Source organism: Halovibrio variabilis, assembly GCF_007991175.1.
Taxonomy (GTDB): domain Bacteria; phylum Pseudomonadota; class Gammaproteobacteria; order Pseudomonadales; family Halomonadaceae; genus Vreelandella; species Vreelandella variabilis.
The window spans coordinates 298,475-316,449 of the sequence record NZ_BJXV01000002.1; the positions used below are offsets into that span (position 1 = coordinate 298,475).

At 54.0% G+C, this 17,975-nt stretch carries 14 protein-coding genes; 4 read left to right on the top strand and 10 right to left on the bottom strand.

The window, feature by feature from the left end; all coding sequences use genetic code 11:
* Positions 1-52: 52 nt before the first annotated feature.
* Positions 53-1,336, top strand: a complete 1,284-nt coding sequence (locus HVA01_RS03350; RefSeq protein WP_146873110.1) for an MFS transporter — start codon at positions 53-55, stop codon at positions 1,334-1,336.
* Here HVA01_RS03350 and HVA01_RS03355 read toward each other — a convergent pair.
* From HVA01_RS03355 to HVA01_RS03375, 5 genes are all read right to left on the bottom strand, one after another.
* Positions 1,333-1,926 carry a nucleotidyltransferase family protein gene (locus HVA01_RS03355; RefSeq protein WP_146873111.1) on the bottom strand — a complete coding sequence of 198 codons (594 nt, stop codon included), beginning with the start codon at positions 1,924-1,926 and terminating at the stop codon, positions 1,333-1,335. The two genes, HVA01_RS03350 and HVA01_RS03355, sit on opposite strands and share 4 nt — an antisense overlap.
* Complete coding sequence (locus tag HVA01_RS03360; protein WP_146873215.1) at positions 1,923-2,912, bottom strand: XdhC family protein; 990 nt, start codon at positions 2,910-2,912, stop codon at positions 1,923-1,925. Before HVA01_RS03360 ends, HVA01_RS03355 begins: the two co-directional genes overlap by 4 nt.
* 5 nt (positions 2,913-2,917) lie before the next feature.
* Positions 2,918-5,248 (bottom strand): xanthine dehydrogenase family protein molybdopterin-binding subunit, encoded by a 2,331-nt coding sequence (locus tag HVA01_RS03365; protein ID WP_146873112.1) that lies wholly within the window; start codon positions 5,246-5,248, stop codon positions 2,918-2,920.
* On the bottom strand, positions 5,245-5,706 hold the full coding sequence (locus tag HVA01_RS03370) for a (2Fe-2S)-binding protein (RefSeq protein ID WP_146873113.1): 462 nt from the start codon (positions 5,704-5,706) through the stop codon (positions 5,245-5,247). Before HVA01_RS03370 ends, HVA01_RS03365 begins: the two co-directional genes overlap by 4 nt.
* 280 nt (positions 5,707-5,986) lie before the next feature.
* Positions 5,987-6,646: a metallophosphoesterase gene (locus HVA01_RS03375; protein WP_146873114.1), complete on the bottom strand. Its 660-nt coding sequence runs from the start codon at positions 6,644-6,646 to the stop codon at positions 5,987-5,989.
* A gap of 275 nt (positions 6,647-6,921) precedes the next feature.
* Between HVA01_RS03375 and HVA01_RS03380 the strand changes: the two genes are divergently transcribed.
* Positions 6,922-7,398 carry a type 1 periplasmic-binding domain-containing protein gene (locus HVA01_RS03380; protein ID WP_146873115.1) on the top strand — a complete coding sequence of 159 codons (477 nt, stop codon included), beginning with the start codon at positions 6,922-6,924 and terminating at the stop codon, positions 7,396-7,398.
* Positions 7,399-7,554: 156 nt separating this feature from the next.
* Positions 7,555-9,819 (top strand): sensor domain-containing protein, encoded by a 2,265-nt coding sequence (locus HVA01_RS03385; RefSeq protein ID WP_146873116.1) that lies wholly within the window; start codon positions 7,555-7,557, stop codon positions 9,817-9,819.
* A 525-nt stretch (positions 9,820-10,344) separates the two neighbouring features.
* On the opposite strand, the gene HVA01_RS03390 is transcribed toward HVA01_RS03385, so the two are convergent.
* From HVA01_RS03390 to HVA01_RS03410, 5 genes are all read right to left on the bottom strand, one after another.
* Positions 10,345-11,340, bottom strand: a complete 996-nt coding sequence (locus tag HVA01_RS03390; RefSeq protein ID WP_146873117.1) for an aldo/keto reductase — start codon at positions 11,338-11,340, stop codon at positions 10,345-10,347.
* Between the two features lie 184 nt (positions 11,341-11,524).
* A complete protein-coding gene (locus tag HVA01_RS17920; RefSeq protein WP_218031530.1) occupies positions 11,525-11,806 on the bottom strand; it encodes a type I restriction enzyme endonuclease domain-containing protein in 282 nt (93 codons plus the stop codon).
* Between the two features lie 384 nt (positions 11,807-12,190).
* Entirely contained in the window at positions 12,191-15,388 is a 3,198-nt protein-coding gene (locus HVA01_RS03400; RefSeq protein WP_146873118.1) for a type I restriction endonuclease subunit R, read from the bottom strand.
* On the bottom strand, positions 15,378-16,490 hold the full coding sequence (locus tag HVA01_RS03405; RefSeq protein WP_146873119.1) for a PD-(D/E)XK nuclease family protein: 1,113 nt from the start codon (positions 16,488-16,490) through the stop codon (positions 15,378-15,380). The genes HVA01_RS03400 and HVA01_RS03405 overlap by 11 nt, the downstream gene beginning before the upstream one ends.
* 155 nt (positions 16,491-16,645) lie before the next feature.
* Positions 16,646-17,206 carry a hypothetical protein gene (locus HVA01_RS03410; protein WP_146873120.1) on the bottom strand — a complete coding sequence of 187 codons (561 nt, stop codon included), beginning with the start codon at positions 17,204-17,206 and terminating at the stop codon, positions 16,646-16,648.
* A gap of 223 nt (positions 17,207-17,429) precedes the next feature.
* On the opposite strand from HVA01_RS03410, the gene HVA01_RS03415 reads away from it, so the two are divergent.
* Complete coding sequence (locus HVA01_RS03415; RefSeq protein WP_146873121.1) at positions 17,430-17,942, top strand: hypothetical protein; 513 nt, start codon at positions 17,430-17,432, stop codon at positions 17,940-17,942.
* The last annotated feature ends 33 nt before the right edge of the window (positions 17,943-17,975 follow it).

Sequence of the window (17,975 nt, forward strand, 5' to 3'; positions counted from 1 at the left end):
AATCAAATGCTTATACGACACTCAAGATAAACGCGACTGCGGGGTACCTGGTATGAAGGCCTTGTCAAACATGGGGTTTGCTTTCTTTGGTGCCGCGCTGGTCGCGATCAGTTACGGGCTGGCGCGCTTCGCGTTCGGCTTGTTCGTACCGGCCATCATTGCCGAGCTGGCGCTGACGCCTTACGTGATTGGTATCATCGGGGCGCTGCCGTTTATCAGTTTCGTGCTGGCGACATTGGTGGCACCAAAGGCCGCTGACCGGCTGGGTGCGCGCAACCTGGCAGTGCTCTCGGGGTGTTTCGGTGTTGGCGGCCTTGCCCTGATCAGTCAGTCGTCAGACGCGTTGTCGCTGGGTGCGGGTGTGTTTATCTGTGGCATCTGCACCGGGTTAATGATGCCAGCACTGACCGCGGCTATGCAGGCACTGGTGAGCCGCTCGATGCATGGGCGCGTGAGCTCGATCATGAACGCCGGTACCAGCATTGGTATCATCGTTGCAGTGCCTACCGTGGTGTTTTTATCCGATGCATGGCGTCTTACCTACACGATGTTTGCGGTTCTGACGGGCATGGGAGTAATAGCAGCCTGGTACTTCATTCCTTCGGTGTCACGGGTTGTCCCTGCTAACGCGGCAACGCCCCCGCCCATCACGCGGCTGCAGTGGTCACGGCTTATCCGGCTTTCGCTGTTCGCTTTCGCGATGGGCTTTGTGTCTGCGCCGTACTGGCTGTTTGCGCCCGATCTAGTGGTCAGCCTTGGCGGCTTACCCTCCGCCTACACCGGTTGGCTATGGTTCGCGGTGGGCATTGCAGGCCTAGGTGGTGCCGTTGTGAGTGATTTGGCTGATCGCAATAATCCGCCCATTACCCAAGCATTGATGCTGATGATGCTGTCCTCGAGCCTGGTGTTGCTCGCCGCGAGCCCCGGTCAGCTGGTGCTGGCGATGTTTTCCGCACTGGTCTTCGGGCTGGCCTATATGAGCCTAACAGGGCTGTATTTAATGACCGGCATTCGCTTATTGCCAGGGCGATTATCGATGGGGCCCGTCGTGCCGTTTATGGCCTGCGCACTTGGCCAGGCAGTAGGCTCCCCTGTGATCGGCACGCTGGTGGTTAAATTCGGCTATGCCGACGCGTTTGCCATCTTTTCGGTAGTGGGCATTTTAGTGGCGGTCTTGTCGCCGATTTACCCAGGCCACATCGACTACTTGACTGAAGAAGAAGAGCAACCCCTGCTAGAGGCAGAAGATACCGGCCTTCAGGCGGCCTACGACCAACAGTTGGTCGATGAGGATGGCAACCCACTCGAACCAGTGAACGAAGAAGAGACGCTCTAATACATTGACCGCCCTGCCCAGGCGGCAAGCTGTTCGCGGCTATCGATATCCCAGCGGGCATTGGGCATCGGGCATTCCGACACGGCCATGGCTGATTCGTACAGCACTGCCTTTGCGCCTTGGTCGCCTTTGAGCTGCTTCAATCGAGCAAAGCTCTTGGCGCCGAAAATAGCCGGTACGCCACGTTTTCCATGGTAAACCGCACAGGCGATGTTGTTGCCGTCAAAAGCCGCCAGCAATTGCTCCAGATCCGTTCGCGTAAGCGCCACCTGATCCGCCAGCAGCACCAGGATGGCCTCATAATCGCGCTCCAGGTGTTCGACGCCGGCGACCAACGAGGCCGCCAACCCCTTTGCCCAGCTATCCACATAGACGAATGAGGCGCCGGCCAACTTTTTTTCCGCCCTGGCTGCCATCAGCTCACGATGCCAGGCCCCGGTAACAACGTACACATCCTCGGGAAATAGCCCGGAGGCCAAGTCGATACGCTGTTGCAGTAAGCAGCTGCCCTCTACGTCGGCAAGCAATTTACAGCCATCAAAGCGCGAGCTGGCGCCGGCGGCCATTATCAGGGCAGCGATTCTGTTCATAGTTCAGCGTGCGTGCGGCCGCGTCTTACGCGCACAATATCAGCCATGATGGACAATGCGATCTCCGCCGGGGTCTTGCTGCCGAGATCCAGCCCGATGGGCATGTGAATGCGTTGAATCTCAGCGTCATTTAGCCCGCCCGTTCGGCGTAGCCGTTCAGCTCGGTGCTGTGTCGTGCGCTGTGACCCCATCACGCCGATGTAAAAAGCAGAGGTTTTGACGGCTTCCATCATGGCCAGATCATCAATACGCGGGTCATGGGTAACGGCCACCACCGCCGTGGAGGGGGTACAGGCCCCAGGTGAGGCGATATAGCGCGAAGGCAGTTGAGCTATGAACTCCACCCCTGCCGGAAGCGCAAGAGATTGTGTCACTTCCTCGCGGGGGTCGCAGAGCACCACCTGATACCCCAAGCTAGTGGCAAAATGGGCACAGGCCTCAGCCACCGTTGAGTAGCCTGCCAAGATCAACTTGGCGATAGGGCCAATACGCACCTTAGCGATCTCTTCGCCCTCCTGCCAAACAACGCGCGCCCCGGTCGGCTCAATGTCTTCCAACCAGCGCTTGCCATCGGTCAGCCTGATATGCCGCGCAAGCTCACGCTCGCCTGACAAGGTTGCCCTGAGCTGCTTAAGGTGGGCCACATTCTCGGAATGAGCGATCATTCGTTCCACCAAGACGTCAAGAATGCCACCGCACGGCAACCGGACCTGAGCGCTTTCCAGGCCATCGCCCTGCGCGCCATAGCGAACAACAACGGCAGGCTGGTCGTATTCACCGGCGGCCAGCCGCGCCAGAAAGTCGTCCTCAACGCACCCGCCTGAAAGCGACCCCACATGCTCCCCTTGTGCGGTAGCGACCATCAACGAGCCTGGCTCCCTGGGCGACGAGCCGAAAGTGGACAGCACCGTGCACAGCCACACCGTTTTGCCTGTGGTTTGCCACTCAATGGCCTGTTCCACCACCTGATAATCCAGACTCAGCATAGGCATCAGCTCAACTGGTTACCCACAGGAAGACGCCGGATACGTTTTCCGGTGGCGGCATAAATGGCATTGCAAAGAGCGGGGGCAACCGGTGGAAAACCTGGCTCCCCAACCCCGCCCATGGCATCGTTGGGGTTATCGATCAGGTGCACCCGGAGTACTTTGGGCGCATTTGGCATCCGCGGTATCAGGTAGCTATCGAAGTTGCTCTGCTGAGCGACGCCATCTTTAAACGTCACCTCGCTTTGAAGCGCCACACCAATGCCCATCACAACGGAACCCTCCATCTGCGAGCGAATACGCTCAGGGTTTGCCTGGGGTCCGCAGTCAAAGGCAATGTCCGCCCGGTGAATGGTCACCTCACCCTCATCACTTACTTCCGCGTCAAAGACCACGGCGGTGTAGGAAACAAAGCTGTGGTGAAAGGCAAGGCCCAGCCCTCGCCCGCTGCTTGTTTCACGCCCCCAGCCAGCCTCATCGGTGGCGCGTTCTATCACACGCCGCATGCGGGCAATATCAATCGGGTGCAGGTCGGGGTCCTCACCGTAATTCCAGCCATCGCCTACGGTTAGGTTATGCACTTGCCGATCCGGCCCCAGCAGTTCCAGCACATAGTCACGGTGATCCTTACCGGCAGCGACGGCCATTTCGTGGGCAAAGCTCTGAATCGCCCAGGCGTGAGGAAGGTTGTACACCGAGCGGAACCAGCCGATACGAACGTGGGCGGGTGCCGGTGGATTTTCCAGGCGGATGGATGGAATGTTGAAAGGCATGGTGTTGAAGCCCATGCCCAGTTCGAATTCGGCTTTGTGCTCAGGGTCAGGAGCAAACAGAGAGGTGATACTGGGCGAGAGCGTGCGGTGCCGCCAGCTGGTCGCGTTGCCACCGCTATCGAGACCGGCATCCAAATGATCGACCGATACGGCGTGAAAGTAGGCATGCTGAATGTCATCTTCGCGGGACCACTGCAGCTTGATGGGCTGTCCCTCAAAGTGTTGCGCCACTCGCGCTGCCTCCGTTACGAAATCGGGTTTTGACTTGCGCCCAAAGCCACCGCCCAGCAGCGTCTGGTGAACGGTGACGTTCTCCTGATCGATCCCCAGTGCAGCGGCGATGCCCTCGCGGGTCGCCCTGGGGTTCTGGATCGGCGCCCAGGCCTCGGCTTTGCCCTCAGTGATTCTCACCACCGCGACAGGTGGCTCCATAGGGGCCTGCGCCATGTGAGGCATGTAATAGGTCGCCGATACCCTTGTGGCGGCCTCCTCAAGGGCTTTATCGACATCGCCCGACTGGCGGATGACCTTCCCCGGGGATTGCGCCGCTTCCTCCAGCGCTTTTCGATAGGCATCCGTAGTGTAATTAGCGTTGTCGCCTGCCGCCTCCAAGTCCCATTCTATCTTCAGCGCTCGTCGCCCCTCCATGGCCGCCCAGGTATTCGACGCCACCACCGCCACTCCCCCGAGCGGGTTAAAGGCCCCAGGCTGATCGGTACCTTCAATGCGCAATACCCTGTTAACACCAGTGACATTCAGCGCATCGCTGTCATCGACGCTTTTGACCTTGGCGCCGTAGACTGGCGGGCGGGCAATGACGGCATAGAGAGTACCTTCCAGGTCGACATCGGCGCCAAACACCGCCTTGCCGGTAACGATATCTTCGCCATCAATGGCTTTGGGGTGGGCGGACTTGACATCCCCGTTGATCAAGCCAGATTCCTTGCCGATAAAACGTAGTGCGCTATCGGGCTTAAGCACCAGAGCCTCGCGATTGGGAACCTCCCGCTCGCTCGCTGCGTTGGCCAGCTCGCCAAAGCCGAGTTCCCGGCCCGAGGCTGGGTGGACCACCTTGTGGACCTCAGCCTGCACTTCATGCACCGGCACACCCCATTGGTTGGCGGCGGCCTGCTCCAGCATCATACGTGCAGCGGCCGCTGCGCGGCGAATGGGATCATACCAGTGGCGCATGCTACGCGAGCCATCGGTGTTCTGGTTGCCATACTTTTCCTGATCCGCGTTTGCCTGCTGCGCTCGAACCTGCTCCCAGTCGGCGCCCAGTTCGTCGGCAGCCACCATCGCCAGGCTGGTACGTATCCCTTGGCCCATCTCGGCACGGTTATTAATAAAGGTGACGATGCCATCCGTATTAATATGAATAAACACATTGGGATCATCAACCCAACCACCGGGCATGGCGCCAGCCCCAAACTGCGCCTGTTCATTGGCCCAGCTCAAATCCCAGCGTGCGGCCAGCAGTAAGGCCGAGCCCGCTGCCATTCCTTTCAAAATACCGCGGCGGCTGACGTTGGCGAGTAACAAGGTATCGTTGAATCGGCTCATGAGCTGGCCTCCTCCGTTGAGACACGCTCAATAGCTGCCAAAATGCGATTGTAAGTGCCGCAACGACAAAGGTTGCCCGCCATCTCATCGACGATTGCTTGAGTTTCCGGTTCCGGGGTCCGTTTTAGCAGCGCCGTGGCGTTCATAATCTGGCCACCCTGGCAGTAGCCACACTGTGCAACGCCCAAATCCAGCCAAGCTTGCTGGACTTTCTTGCCAACGGGGTCATCGGCCATGCCTTCAATGGTGGTGATCTCCCCTGTCGCAGCGGAAACCGGTGTGACGCAGGATCGCGTCGCCACCCCGTTCAAATGAACGGTACAGGCACCGCATTGAGCGATACCGCATCCAAACTTGGTACCTTTCATTCCCACCACATCCCGAATGGCCCACAGCAAAGGCATATTGTCGGGAATATCCAGCTCGTGCTGCTGCCCGTTTATGGTCAGGTTAATCATTTTTTTCTCCCATCATCGTCTTGTCAGGTCTTGAACTGCCATCGGCCAAATAACCTCAACGTAGATGCTATAAACACACATTGCCATTGCATCTATTGATTCTAAATCAACGAGTTATTAGCAACCAGTGGCGAACACGACACTACCGACCCGAGATCCAGGCAGTTTTGCAAGCCATAGCTATTGGCAGCGATTTATCACTCATGGGTCTTTCAGACAACATAGGCGTTATTCGCTGATCACGCCAAATTGCACTTGTGGTTTGCATGATCGCCGCCATTCATCCCAACGCCTCTTGGGCATTAATCAACGTCAATCGGCCCGTCTGAAAGGCACCAGTATCAATGTAGAAAACATTACCCAGCCAAGTTGGTTGCTCGATGATCGTATGGCCGACCACCACGGCATCAATGCCGGCCACGGGCGTTGTGTCCATGCTTTTGATACGTTTTCGCCCCCATACCATTTCCTCTTTACTGCCCGCGCTTGCCCCTTCAATCAGTGACCAATCAGCAGGCGGCTCAGCGTGAACAATGCCGACCTGCTGGCCCATCACCTCAACCTGCCGTGCGTAGGGCAGATACGTGAGGGCATCAAGAAGCAGTTGGCGTACTTCGACCTTGTCCTCAGTGATTACCCAAGTGCCGCCGTTGATCATCCAGAGATCTTCATTTTTCCCTCCATTTTCGAGCGCGTCGATTGCCAGCATCTCGTGATTGCCGCGCACGCCGAAAAACCAAGGCTCAAAGGGCAATGATAGGCACTTGAAGGAATCAGCCCCCCGATCAATCAAGTCACCTACACAAAACAAGCGATCCTTTGCCTTATCGAAATCCACGCGCGCCATGGCCTCAAGCAGCAAGTCATATTGCCCATGAATGTCGCCGACGATGAAGTCTCTTCCAGCCAAGTTCTGCTCGTGCTTTTGAATCAAGCTCATATCTCTAGCTCCTGGTTGCGATTCCACACCATAAATCGGCGGGCGATTTGGTCAAATGAAACACAGCTTGTTTCCCCCGAAAACATTCTGCCGACAAAGCATTATTATGTAGGCCCACGTCTTCGGAGGATTAAAGGTTTTATCGATTCGGGCCGATACCACAAGATAGGCATCTCATTATTCGGTTCCCTTGGTGACGACGTTCCAGCATCGGCACTGGCACTCGCCCAAGCGTATGAACGCTATTGGAACAAGCTTAGACGGAGTGATCTTCATTGCTAAAATGTAGCGACGGTACCAACCTCTATCACCCACCCATGGCTGACGCCGCTGGGTTGAATGAGGCGGGCATTCAACCGCTTAACCAGGCGTTAGCGGAAGTGGGAGCCCAGCCATTGGCAAGCGGCGGTGGGCAAACCTACCCGAAATACCGCGGGTTGCTAGGGAAAATCTTTTCCGGCAATGCCAAAGTACCCTATCGACCTTATGCCACGTTCAGCGCCTCGGAGGCCTTTGCACGATGGTTTCAACGCTTCTATGACACCTCGTCTGCAAAGTTTTACTACCGTTGGTCAATCGAGGGTCCTGTTCGCAGCCAGGGATATTCGCTGGTGTGGACGATAGCGCCCTCAGATAATCGATTAGCAAAAGGGGATGTCGAAGCGGCCTTTATGAAAAATGACATTCGTGCCCTAGCCACCGTCGTAAGGCAAGCATCGGTGAATATTACGGTCAGTACAACGCCAGGCTAATGTCAATGTGTAGACCCTAACCTTCGCACGCCGGATGGGCACGATGTACACCGCCATCTGATACTCTTTCTGCACGATGAAAATCAGGATGGTAAAGTCTTTGTAAATGCTCCTTATTAATGTTTCATTGAAAAGCGCTCTCTGCAGGCAATCGAAATGGATTTTATTCTCAACGAATCTCATCAAAATGCTTTGAATTTGTTAGTCAAGGCGGCCGCTTACTCGGCAGACTGCCCAAACGGATTCCTGGTAGGCGGTACAGAGACTAACTGGAACCTGTTAGCCAGTTATGGAGAACAACCCCCACTTCTTTTTGATGACTCAACGGAAAAGTGGCTGAAATTAAGCCTGACGAATAGGCAACCAACCATCATCAATGATGCATTAGGCCAGACGCTTCCTGTTTATTTTCACCAGCTACGCAGCCTTGGCCATCAATTTGTTGTGGGCATAGCGATATGGTGTGAAGAAGAGAAAATAATCGGCGTATTATTTGTCAGCAGTCCTTTGCCACAACAGCGCTTAAGTACTGCCCAAGCGTATGCCTTGCAGACTCATGCGGCGCTTATTGGTCAAGTCCTCCAATTACAAGCGGGGTTATTCCTCCCGAAACAAAAACCGCTCATGGAGCGCCTTCGCTTGTTGGAGTCAGTGGTAGTGAATGCGAAAGACGCGATCCTGATCACAGAGGCAGAGCCCATTGACGAGCCGGGACCAAGGATCGTTTATTGCAATCCGGCTTTCTTAAGCACGACGGGCTACACGTTATCCGAGGTCATCGGGCAGACGCCGCGGATTCTTCAATGTGATGACACTAGCCGTGCAACCCTGGATCTCATCCGAAAAGCGCTTTCAAGCTGGCAACCAATAGAAGTCGAGCTCATCAATACCCGTCGTGACGGCAGCAAATTTTGGGTTGAGCTAAGCATTGTCCCCGTGGCTAACGAGAAAGGCTGGTTCACACATTGGGTGTCCGTGCAGCGGGATATCAGTGAGCGTAAGAAGTCTGAGTATTTAGCCATACAGGCTCTGGCGGATCGAGAAGAAAAGGTTGCATTGGAAAGTCGTTTAGAGGAGCGCAAACGCATTGAAGAAGCGCTGTCCTATGCAGCTTACCACGATGAATTAACGTCGTTGTATAACCGGGCATACCTGATGGCACTTTTGGCGGATGTCTTTAATAATAATGGTCACAAGCAGATACCTGCCGCCACGGTACTTTTCCTGGATCTTGATAGATTCAAATTTGTAAATGACAGCTTGGGTCATCAGGCAGGCGACATACTTCTTGAAGTGGTCTCACGCCGACTCGAAAATTGTATTAGAGAAGACGATGTATTAGCCAGGGTCGGCGGAGATGAGTTTGCTATCCTGCTTGCTGATGAGAATCAATCGCCCTTAGCAGTCGAGCTTGCTCAGCGCATTGTCAGTCAATTAAGTTTGCCGGTTGACATTGACGGACATAACATTTTTACTTCTTGCAGCATAGGTATCGTGACCGCTGATGTTACGCATACCTCGCCAGAAGATCTGCTCCGAGATGCAGACATTGCAATGTATGTCGCCAAAAAACAGGGTCGAGGGCGATGGGCTTTATTCGATGTATCAATGCGTGAAGCAGCTATCGACGCGTTGGTGATGCAGAATGCTCTCAAGCAGGCCGTGGCGAATAATGAATTTTCTGTTGTCTATCAGCCAATTTACAGCCTCCTTACCGATGAGATATGCGGTGCAGAAGCGTTAGTGAGATGGCTTCATCCAGTGCTCGGCCAAGTATCTCCAGACCGCTTCATCACTGTCGCTGAAGATATCGGGGTCATACACGAACTAGGTAGCTGGGTCATGCAGGAGGGATGTGCTGAACTGCAACGTTGGAAGGCTGAGTTTCCCGAGCTGGAATTGCATCTGAACGTGAATGTGTCGGGTGTAGAGCTTAATCGACCAGGGTATGCGAACCAGATAAAAGATATTCTTGCTCAGACGGGTATCGACGCCCATGATCTCCAGGTTGAAATCACTGAATCCGTTTTCCTTCACCAGCCGGATGCAACAGCGCGAGTGTTGGAGAGCATTCGAGAGCTCGGTGTCCGTATAGCATTGGATGATTTTGGTACCGGGTACAGCGCACTCGGCTACATTGATCGCTACCCAACTGACGCCATCAAAATCGACCAGTCATTTGTGTCCAGAATGATGACCTACCATCGCAGCGACGCTATCGTCAGAAGTATCTTGTCTTTGGGTCGTGCTTTGAATGTCGATATCATCGCCGAGGGCGTCGAGACCCTGCCCCAGCTACAGCGTTTAAGAGAAATGGAGTGCCCATTTGTTCAGGGTTATTTGTTAAGCCGACCTGTCAGCGCCGAAAAAATCATGACACTTCTGCAATCTCAGACAACTAAATCGACGCCGATTTCCTAAACATCCTGAATTAAAGCAATAACTGCAGCACCACCAAAAACTGTGTCAGCAACATAGGCACATCAATGAGCCGGTTAGCATAGCGGTAGCCGTTACTGAATATTTCCCCCTTCGACCCGCACCATCTGCCTAACGCCTTCGTCCCAGATAAAGGCACGATCCCACATTGCCCATAGTTGGAATATTTCGATGGTGGCAGACACCATAACCACGGCAGAAATCGCGAACGTCGTGCGATATTTTTATGTCGCCTGGTTGACTGTCATGGCTTCCGCCTGAGCGTCCAACAAAAGCCGCTAGGCTTTCACCCTGCTCACGCAAGCGCGTCATTATCTAACAGATCCCCCCGCCCTCTTCATAGGTGAGCTGCCGCTAGTGTCATGGAAGCGATAAACCTTCCAGTCAAAAATGTGCTTGACCACATTAACTGCAATCATTGCTTTGAATGTATCGGCTCGCTTCTCTGCATCGCTGATGTCAATGATCTGGCGATAAACCAGCACCGGCAGAGGGGCTTACCTGTGATTAAATCTCTTTGCGTGTAGGCGGCGCCATGAACTCGGGCCCTACCGGGTCTTTGATGCAACGCTCGAGTATCTCATCAATGGCTTTGAACGCCTCCGCGTCCAGTGACCAGCCCTCGATCTCGCTGATCGGGTCAAGCTGACCCGGATTGCGTGCGCCCCAGAGCGCCGTGGTGACATCCTTTTGATCAATCAGCCAGCGCAGCGCCAATGCCAATACACTCTTCTGGTAGCGTTCCTTGGCAAATTGATCCAGCTCCGCCACTGCATCCAGATACTGCCGATAGCGTTCGCCCTGGAACTTGGGATCGATCTTGCGCAGGTCATCGCCAGTAAACTCGGTGTCTTCACGCATCTTGCCGGTCAAAAGCCCCCGGCAGAGGCCACCGTAGGTGATGGTGGCAAGTTCGTGCTTTCGGCAATAGGGCAGAATGTCCTTTTCAATCTCCCGCTCGAACAGGTTGTAGGGAGGTTGCAGGCTGTGGAGAGGAGCAACCTCACGAAACGCATCCATCTGCTCCGGGCTGAAGTTGGAGACGCCGATCGCACGAATCTTGCCAGACTGGTACAGCTTTTCCATGACCCGTGCCGTCTCCTCCATGGGTGTTTCCGGATCAGGCCAGTGGATCTGGTAGATATCAATGGTGTCGGTCTTGAGGCGTATCAGTGAGTCCTCAATCTCCCGCTCGATACGAGGCGCTGTGGCATCGCGCCAGAGATCCTCATCCTCGTTCCAGTTCAGAGCGGCCTTGGTGGCGAGCGCAACCTTCTGCCGTCTGCCGCCCGACAAGGCCTTGCCAATGATCTCCTCGGACCGACCGAAGCCATAGGCAGGAGCCGTGTCAATCAGACCGACCCCCTTGTCGATGGCCGCATGGATGGTATCAATGGATTCCGATTCGTCGGTGCCGCCCCACATCCAGCCCCCGATGGCCCAGGTGCCGAGGCCAACCGGTGTGACCTGAATATCGGTGTTGCCAAAACGTTGCGTGTCCATCATGCCTCCCAGGTTCATTTATGACACTAAAAGCTTGGCAGCCATTGGTGAAGCGCGCAAACCGGTCTGCATATTCGTTCGGTTGGGCGTCACCGGATCGGTGCTGCCACACTCCGCTCGTCAGATTAAGAACCTGATACAGCTCGTCTATTGTCGGGAAAAAATAATGAGCTATTCGCAAGAATCATGCAGGCAGATGCGTCTTGAAATTCTCTGCCTGCTCGAATATCTCCTTGTACACCTCATCACGATCAACAGGCGGGTAGCCGTATTTGGCCAGTAGCAGTAGGCCGACCTTGAGCTCGGGGCTTTTATTGGCACGCTGACGCCGGGAACAGTGAGTTTTTTTGTTCCCTACACCTGAGCCGTTCAGTGACCAGAAAACCATAGGCTGCGATGCATAGACTGGCATATTGCGTTGCGTTGGTGGGTTGAGCCGGGTGGCATTTTTGAATATGGTGCGCATGGCCGCTCCCAGGGAAGAAACTGGTTTTAAGCACAATTATAGATCGGCTTTTGGGCGTCCCTCGGGGCTATCTTGGGGCAACGTATTGGGAGTGAAAAACTCACTATACCGCCAAAAATTAACTATGCTGGCCTACTCATTACGCCCCGTCTTTTTGTGCACCAATAGCCTTCCCTCGCGTTGTGTTTTCATTCTCGCCATTGTTCCGAGTCGTCACCAGTTAATGTGAGATCCGTAGCGCTTCATCCTCACAGTAGTAGGTACCCATCGGGCCAGCATGGAGGAGCAGATCGGAAAGTTCACGTTGGCATGCTTAGTATTTCCAAAAGCGTGAAATAGCCAGTGTTAAGTACTGGCACCCTTCGCGCTAAACACTTGCCACAACTAGGGGTAGGTGCCCTCCTGACGCCCCGCTAACAGTTTCAAAATCAGCAGCGCAAACTGCCTGCCAGTTTCTTCGTTTTCCAGCAGCGGCATACTCAGTTTTTCATGGTCGTTCATCGCGTCCAACACGGCATCGGTCACGCGTTTGGGAAATAGCCCGTGCATCACTTGCGTGTCGTCATGGTGGGTGATCTGGGCCATGACAGCATCATCACGTTCAATGCGGTCGGCAATGCCATTGGCAAAATGCAGTTTATCGCCATCGCTGATATCTGCACCGTAGAGGTCATTTAAACGCTCAATAATCTCATTTAGGAGCTGGGTCTCTGGATCATGGGGCTTTCCGGAACCAACATCTGAAATAGGTTTCAGGCCGTAATCGCCGCTCTCCTCTTCAAGCGAAAGTTTCTGTTCGGCGCGTTTGGTCAGCCGGTAGCTGTCCAGCTCAAGCTCACTGACATCGATAGGGTCGCCAATTAATAAGCGGTCGATACGTAGCAGGGGGTACAGGTGCTTGGCGTAAACGCACAGTTGCTCTAATTCAGCATCATCGAAGTGAATAATCTGGCTCAGAAATTCATAGGTGCGCACAAAGCTCTGTAGGTTTTTACGATACAGGTCAAGCTCATCGCGGGTTTTACCGGCATCTTCCAGTTCCTGCTCGGCACGCTTTATGCCTTTATCGTCGCCCTGCTGCTCCGCTTGGTACCGGGCTTCCTTCCAGGTCTGCTGTTGCTCGACGGTGACTTCATAGCGTTTCTTAAAGCGCTCTTGAGCGGGATGGCAATGGTAACTCAGGCGCGAGGCCGGCGCTTTGGGGTCAAAGAAAGCAGTAGCGAACGCTTCTACCTCGGGCCAGTGGTAAATGCCGTTAGCATCCAGCGTGCGCTTTAGGTCATACACTACCTGAGGATCAGAAACGTCAGCCAGGGTTGCCTTGCGGTAATACGGCGCAAACGCCTCCAACACCTCTCGTGGTTCATTGAAGAAATCGAGAATAAACGTCTGCTTGCCGGGAAACAGGCGGTTCAGCCGTGAGAGTGTTTGTACACAGTCGACGCCTTGCAGCTTCTTGTCCACGTACATGGCGCATAGCTTGGGCTGGTCAAAGCCAGTCTGGTACTTGTTAGCGGCGATCATCACGTTGAAATCGTCGGTATCTAACGCCGCCGCTAAATCACGCCCACGCACTCCTGGGTTAAGCAGCTTGCTGGTTTCGCTAACTTCTTCAGGAATTATTTCATCTGCCGCTACGGTGCCTGAAAAGGCCACCAAGGGATGAACGTCGCTATAGCCTTTGTCTTCAACGTATTGGCGCATAGCGAGCTGGTAGCGCACCGCCTCTTGGCGGCTGGCGGTAACCACCATGGCCTTGGCTTGGCCGTCCAGCAGATGGCGCACATTGGCACGGAAGTGTTCAACAATTATCTCTACGCGTTGAGCAATGTTGTAAGGATGCAAGCGCACCCACTTGGCTAATGTTCGGGAGGCCTTCTTGGCATCCACCTCCTGCTCTTCATCTTCTAAATGGGCCAGTTTCCAGGCGGTGCTGTAGGTCACGTAGTTACGCAGCACATCAAGAATAAAGCCTTCTTCGATAGCCTGACGCATCGAGTAGAGGTGAAATGGCTCGGGTTTGTTGTCCGCACTTGGCGGCAAACTTGGGTCTGGCACACGGCCAAAAAGTTCTAACGTTTTGGCTTTGGGTGTGGCGGTAAACGCGTAGTAGCTGATGCGCTCATTAGGGCCACGAGTGGACACAGCCGCATCCAGCATGTCCTCGGCACTGATTTCCTCGCCATCTTCTGCATCCTCGCCAGCGGCGGCTAACAACGCCTTGAGCTTGCGCGCAGAATCGCCCGCCTGCGAAGAGTGTGCTTCGTCGGCAATCACTGCATAGCGGCCTTCGGCAAGTGTTGGCCGCTTATCCAGCGCATCGAACAGCGCAGGAAAGGTCTGGATGGTCACGATGATGATGCGGGTATTGCTCGCCAGCGCCTCAGCCAGCTGTTCAGACTTGCTCTGGTTGCCGACATCGCGGGTAATGGGGCACACCACGCCGTGAGCGTGCTCAAACTGGTAAATGGTGTTTTGCAGCTGGCTATCGAGCACCGTACGGTCGGTAACCACAATGACAGAGTTGAATCGCTTCTGTTGGCCGCTTTCGTCATACAGGTTGGCGAGTTGGTGAGCCAGCCAGGCAATGGAGTTGGACTTACCCGAGCCCGCGCTGTGCTGAACTAAGTAGCGCTGCCCGGCGGCTTCGGCCTGGGTGGTTTCAATCAGCTGATTGACCACTTCCCATTGGTGGTAGCGCGGGAAAATCAGCGTTTCTTGTGTTTTACGCCGCCCCTGAAAGTCTTCGGTAGTTTTCTGTTCCAAGTGCAAAAAGCGTCCGAGAATCTTCAGCCAGGCATCCGGCAAAAGCACACGCTCCCATAAGTAGCTTGTGGCGTAGCTGTTGTCATCGTTTGGTGGCGGGTTACCAGCACCGCCGCCATCGGTGCCCAGGTTAAACGGCAGAAAGAACGTCTCTTTACCCGTCAGTTTTGTAGTCATCGCCACTTCCGCTTGGCTGACGGCAAAATGCACCAGCGCGCCGCGCTTAAACGCCAGCAGCGGTTCTACCTTGCGAGTAATGGGGTCTTTTAGTGGACGATCATTGCGGTACTGGCGTTTGGCATTTTCTACTGACTGCTTAAACTCGCTTTTCAGCTCTAATGTGGCGGTAGGAATGCCATTGACGAACAGCACTAGATCTAAGCGCGGGTTGTAGCTTTGATCACCGCTCCCTTTTACACGCGCATGGGGCGAATAGGAGACTTCTGGTACCACGCGCAAGCGATTGGCGCGGTAGCGAGCAAGCGCTTCGGGGTTCATGGCATGGTCGGGCTTAAAGCTGCACAGGTCGAACGACACCCCCGGCACTTTAAAGCCGTGGCGTAGCACTTCCAGAGTGCCCGCCCGCTCCAGCTCGCGCACCACTTTCTGCACAAATACCGTTTCAGACGATTGCGGGTTGGCCTTACAGAACTTCTCCCAACGCTCGGGCCAAGCCTCTTTCACATAACTCAGCAAGTCTTCGGTATAGAGCGCTGTGGTGCGGTCATAACCGCTGGCAGTGCCCACTTTCCAACCACCGGTAACCATGGCGTCGATGATGTCTTGCTGGAACTGGGCTTCCTTGCTATCGGCCATTTTCACTCTCCATGGCTACTTCGCGCTGCCAATCTTTCTCCATGGCAATGATCCCGCGTAGGTAGTTGGCGACGGCCTTCTCAATAGCTTCCCACTTCATCTCCAGGAAGCCATGATAGAGGTTGTACTGCCACTTCCCGACTTTATGATCATCGAACTGGTTACAGTCAAAACCTTTTTCTGCTAACTGGGCAAGGTCGCCATTACGCCTGTCAATATAGGTCTGAACCCACACTTGCTTTGATTTTTCCAGTTCAAGATATATGACCACACTTGAGTGACCTTTCCATCCCTCGGGTGCAAAGCGTAGCGCCGGACCGACAGGCCAGTTTTCCTGCCAAACATTGATCGATTGGCCAATGTCACTGAGTGAGTCGTTGATACCCGCCTGAAGCCGCTGCCGTAGATTGAGCAAAGCACTGTTCTTGGCCCTGGTTAGCGCATCGATATCGCCTAGGTGCTCCAGCACATATTGCTCTTGTTCATTCGTTAAGGTATCGGCCATCGTCAGGTTCTCGAAATGAAGGACAAATTCGCGTAGGAATAGCAGCCATTTACTTTCGCCGTGTTGCTCATAGAGCGCACCGATAGCTGCGCGTAGCTGTTTCAGAAAATCTGCGTAGCCAATTCCCAGCCATTCATCGACATTGGGTGCAAGCCCTTCGGGCGACAACACAGCAAGCAACACCCGACGGCTTTTTTGGCCGGATAAACGCAGCTTTAAGTCACTGCCATAGTGGTCGAAGTCGTTGTGAAACCCGTGATATATCTTGTTCTCAATGGCCAACACCCAACGATCTGACTCTAGCACTAGATCAATGCGCTGCTGTTCAGAGGTCATCCATTCGCGTATAGGTGAACGTGTTAGATACCCGTCATCCGAAGACGGCTGCTCTGGCTCAGGGAGGCAGTCCAACAGAGCGTTTAATACGACACTGCCAAAGCCATGCTCAGCGCTAGGATCGAGAAAGAAAGCGAGCAAGTCTGTTGTCGGGTTTTCAAAATAACCCCGCGCCCCTATATCAAACAGAGTCCGCTCTCGTTCGGGTTGTTTTAGATGGCGTGCTTTATCTAACAACGCCTGCATATCACTCACTTCCATGTTTCCCCTTATTATTAGGACCCGAAAAACAAACAGGAATTATCGTGCTCATTTTTTTGATATTTCGCAAACTGACGTGAAACTATTGCTGCATGCTTCATAGTGGGTAACAATTTTTTAGGCACAAAGAGCGACAGGCGCTCAGCGGTTAGATGTTAGCCAATTAAAGTCTCTTCTAACCGGGCGATGACCTGCTGGCGCAGGCTCGGGTGCGCATCGGGTAGCGCAAGGGCTTCCTCGTACCAGAACTCGTGGGGAGAACACGACTCGGAGCTAAGCTCGACAAGGCCCAGCAGCAGCGCCATGCGGAGCGTCTGGCAATTTGGCGGCATTCGGGCGAACTTATCCAGCGAGGCATTCCAATCCTCGCCATTGCCTGGCTCGCCTATTGCTCGACTAGTTTCCACAACGTTAGCGATATCTTCTCCAAACGCTTTGGCTAATTGATCGAAGCTCAGTTGTTTCACTTCCAGCAGCATTAAAAGCGATACCGCTATTTGCTCAGCCTCCGGACATCCCCCATCAAGCAAGGCTTTCTGAGCGATTATGATAATCGCATCATAACCTTCTCGTAGGTCGAGCGGGCTTACCATCTCAAACATGCTGCTCTGAGCTTCTTGTTCGGCCTGGGTATATGCCGCATCGTGAAAGGCAACTAAGCAGGCCTGCTGCGTCGACGAGATTGGCTGCTCTTGTCTCTTGGCTTGATCCTTCAACTGGCTTCCTCGTTTACTATCACCATTGAATTAATAGCTTAAGTTATATTCGACCTCGCCGATATACTCAAATGGCTATTAAAAACCACCACAAAGGCGCAAGCACTTGATAAAATCCTCACCTAACAGCCGACGCCAGGCCATTATAGACGCATTAGTACTTGCCCATGAGAGCGCCCAGCAGCTATGCGGGACATCGTTGAACCGTATGCCGGAGTATTATATGGCGATGCGCGTAGCCGATTACTTCGCGGATAATTTTCTCAATTTCGGCTATCGTCTGGAGCCTCAGGTCAAGCGAACCTTCCAGAGCGCTCATCTCTGGCACGAAGAGGCCGAGTCACTATGTGCTGACCCAGATATACGATCTAACGGCCGTTTTGACTTAGTGCTTTACAACAACAAGCGAGAACGTCCCGCCCATGTAATCGAATTCAAACGTGGCGCCAAGTTGGAATCTCTACGCCCAGACATAAAACGTTTAGCCCGAGTGTGCTTTCACGCAGGCCACAAAAGTTTGGAAACGAACTATCTGGTTCTGACCCGAAAATGTCCCAAGGGCGACTCACGCTTAAAGAAGGCAAAGCAGGTGCTTAGCGAAGAATTAGATGGCATCGAGGGGGTGAGCTACAAAATATCTTATAGTGATCCTCTCGAACCATTTATCAACCGGGAATACGAAACCTTGGCCGATGCCACTTTCCGTATCTGGGTTATCGAAATCAAGGCTTTGTAAGCTGTAACTGGCGGCTCAACGAAACGAGCCGCT

Coding starts and splice junctions, on each gene's coding strand:
- HVA01_RS03400 (WP_146873118.1), bottom strand. CDS start 15,388: ATGGCCGATAGCAAGGAAGCCCAGTTCCAGCAAGACATCATCGACGCC.
- HVA01_RS03355 (WP_146873111.1), bottom strand. CDS start 1,926: ATGAACAGAATCGCTGCCCTGATAATGGCCGCCGGCGCCAGCTCGCGC.
- HVA01_RS17920 (WP_218031530.1), bottom strand. CDS start 11,806: ATGCGCACCATATTCAAAAATGCCACCCGGCTCAACCCACCAACGCAA.
- HVA01_RS03390 (WP_146873117.1), bottom strand. CDS start 11,340: ATGGACACGCAACGTTTTGGCAACACCGATATTCAGGTCACACCGGTT.
- HVA01_RS03415 (WP_146873121.1), top strand. CDS start 17,430: ATGGCGATGCGCGTAGCCGATTACTTCGCGGATAATTTTCTCAATTTC.
- HVA01_RS03365 (WP_146873112.1), bottom strand. CDS start 5,248: ATGAGCCGATTCAACGATACCTTGTTACTCGCCAACGTCAGCCGCCGC.
- HVA01_RS03360 (WP_146873215.1), bottom strand. CDS start 2,912: ATGCTGAGTCTGGATTATCAGGTGGTGGAACAGGCCATTGAGTGGCAA.
- HVA01_RS03405 (WP_146873119.1), bottom strand. CDS start 16,490: ATGGAAGTGAGTGATATGCAGGCGTTGTTAGATAAAGCACGCCATCTA.
- HVA01_RS03385 (WP_146873116.1), top strand. CDS start 7,555: ATGGATTTTATTCTCAACGAATCTCATCAAAATGCTTTGAATTTGTTA.
- HVA01_RS03370 (WP_146873113.1), bottom strand. CDS start 5,706: ATGATTAACCTGACCATAAACGGGCAGCAGCACGAGCTGGATATTCCC.
- HVA01_RS03350 (WP_146873110.1), top strand. CDS start 53: ATGAAGGCCTTGTCAAACATGGGGTTTGCTTTCTTTGGTGCCGCGCTG.
- HVA01_RS03375 (WP_146873114.1), bottom strand. CDS start 6,646: ATGAGCTTGATTCAAAAGCACGAGCAGAACTTGGCTGGAAGAGACTTC.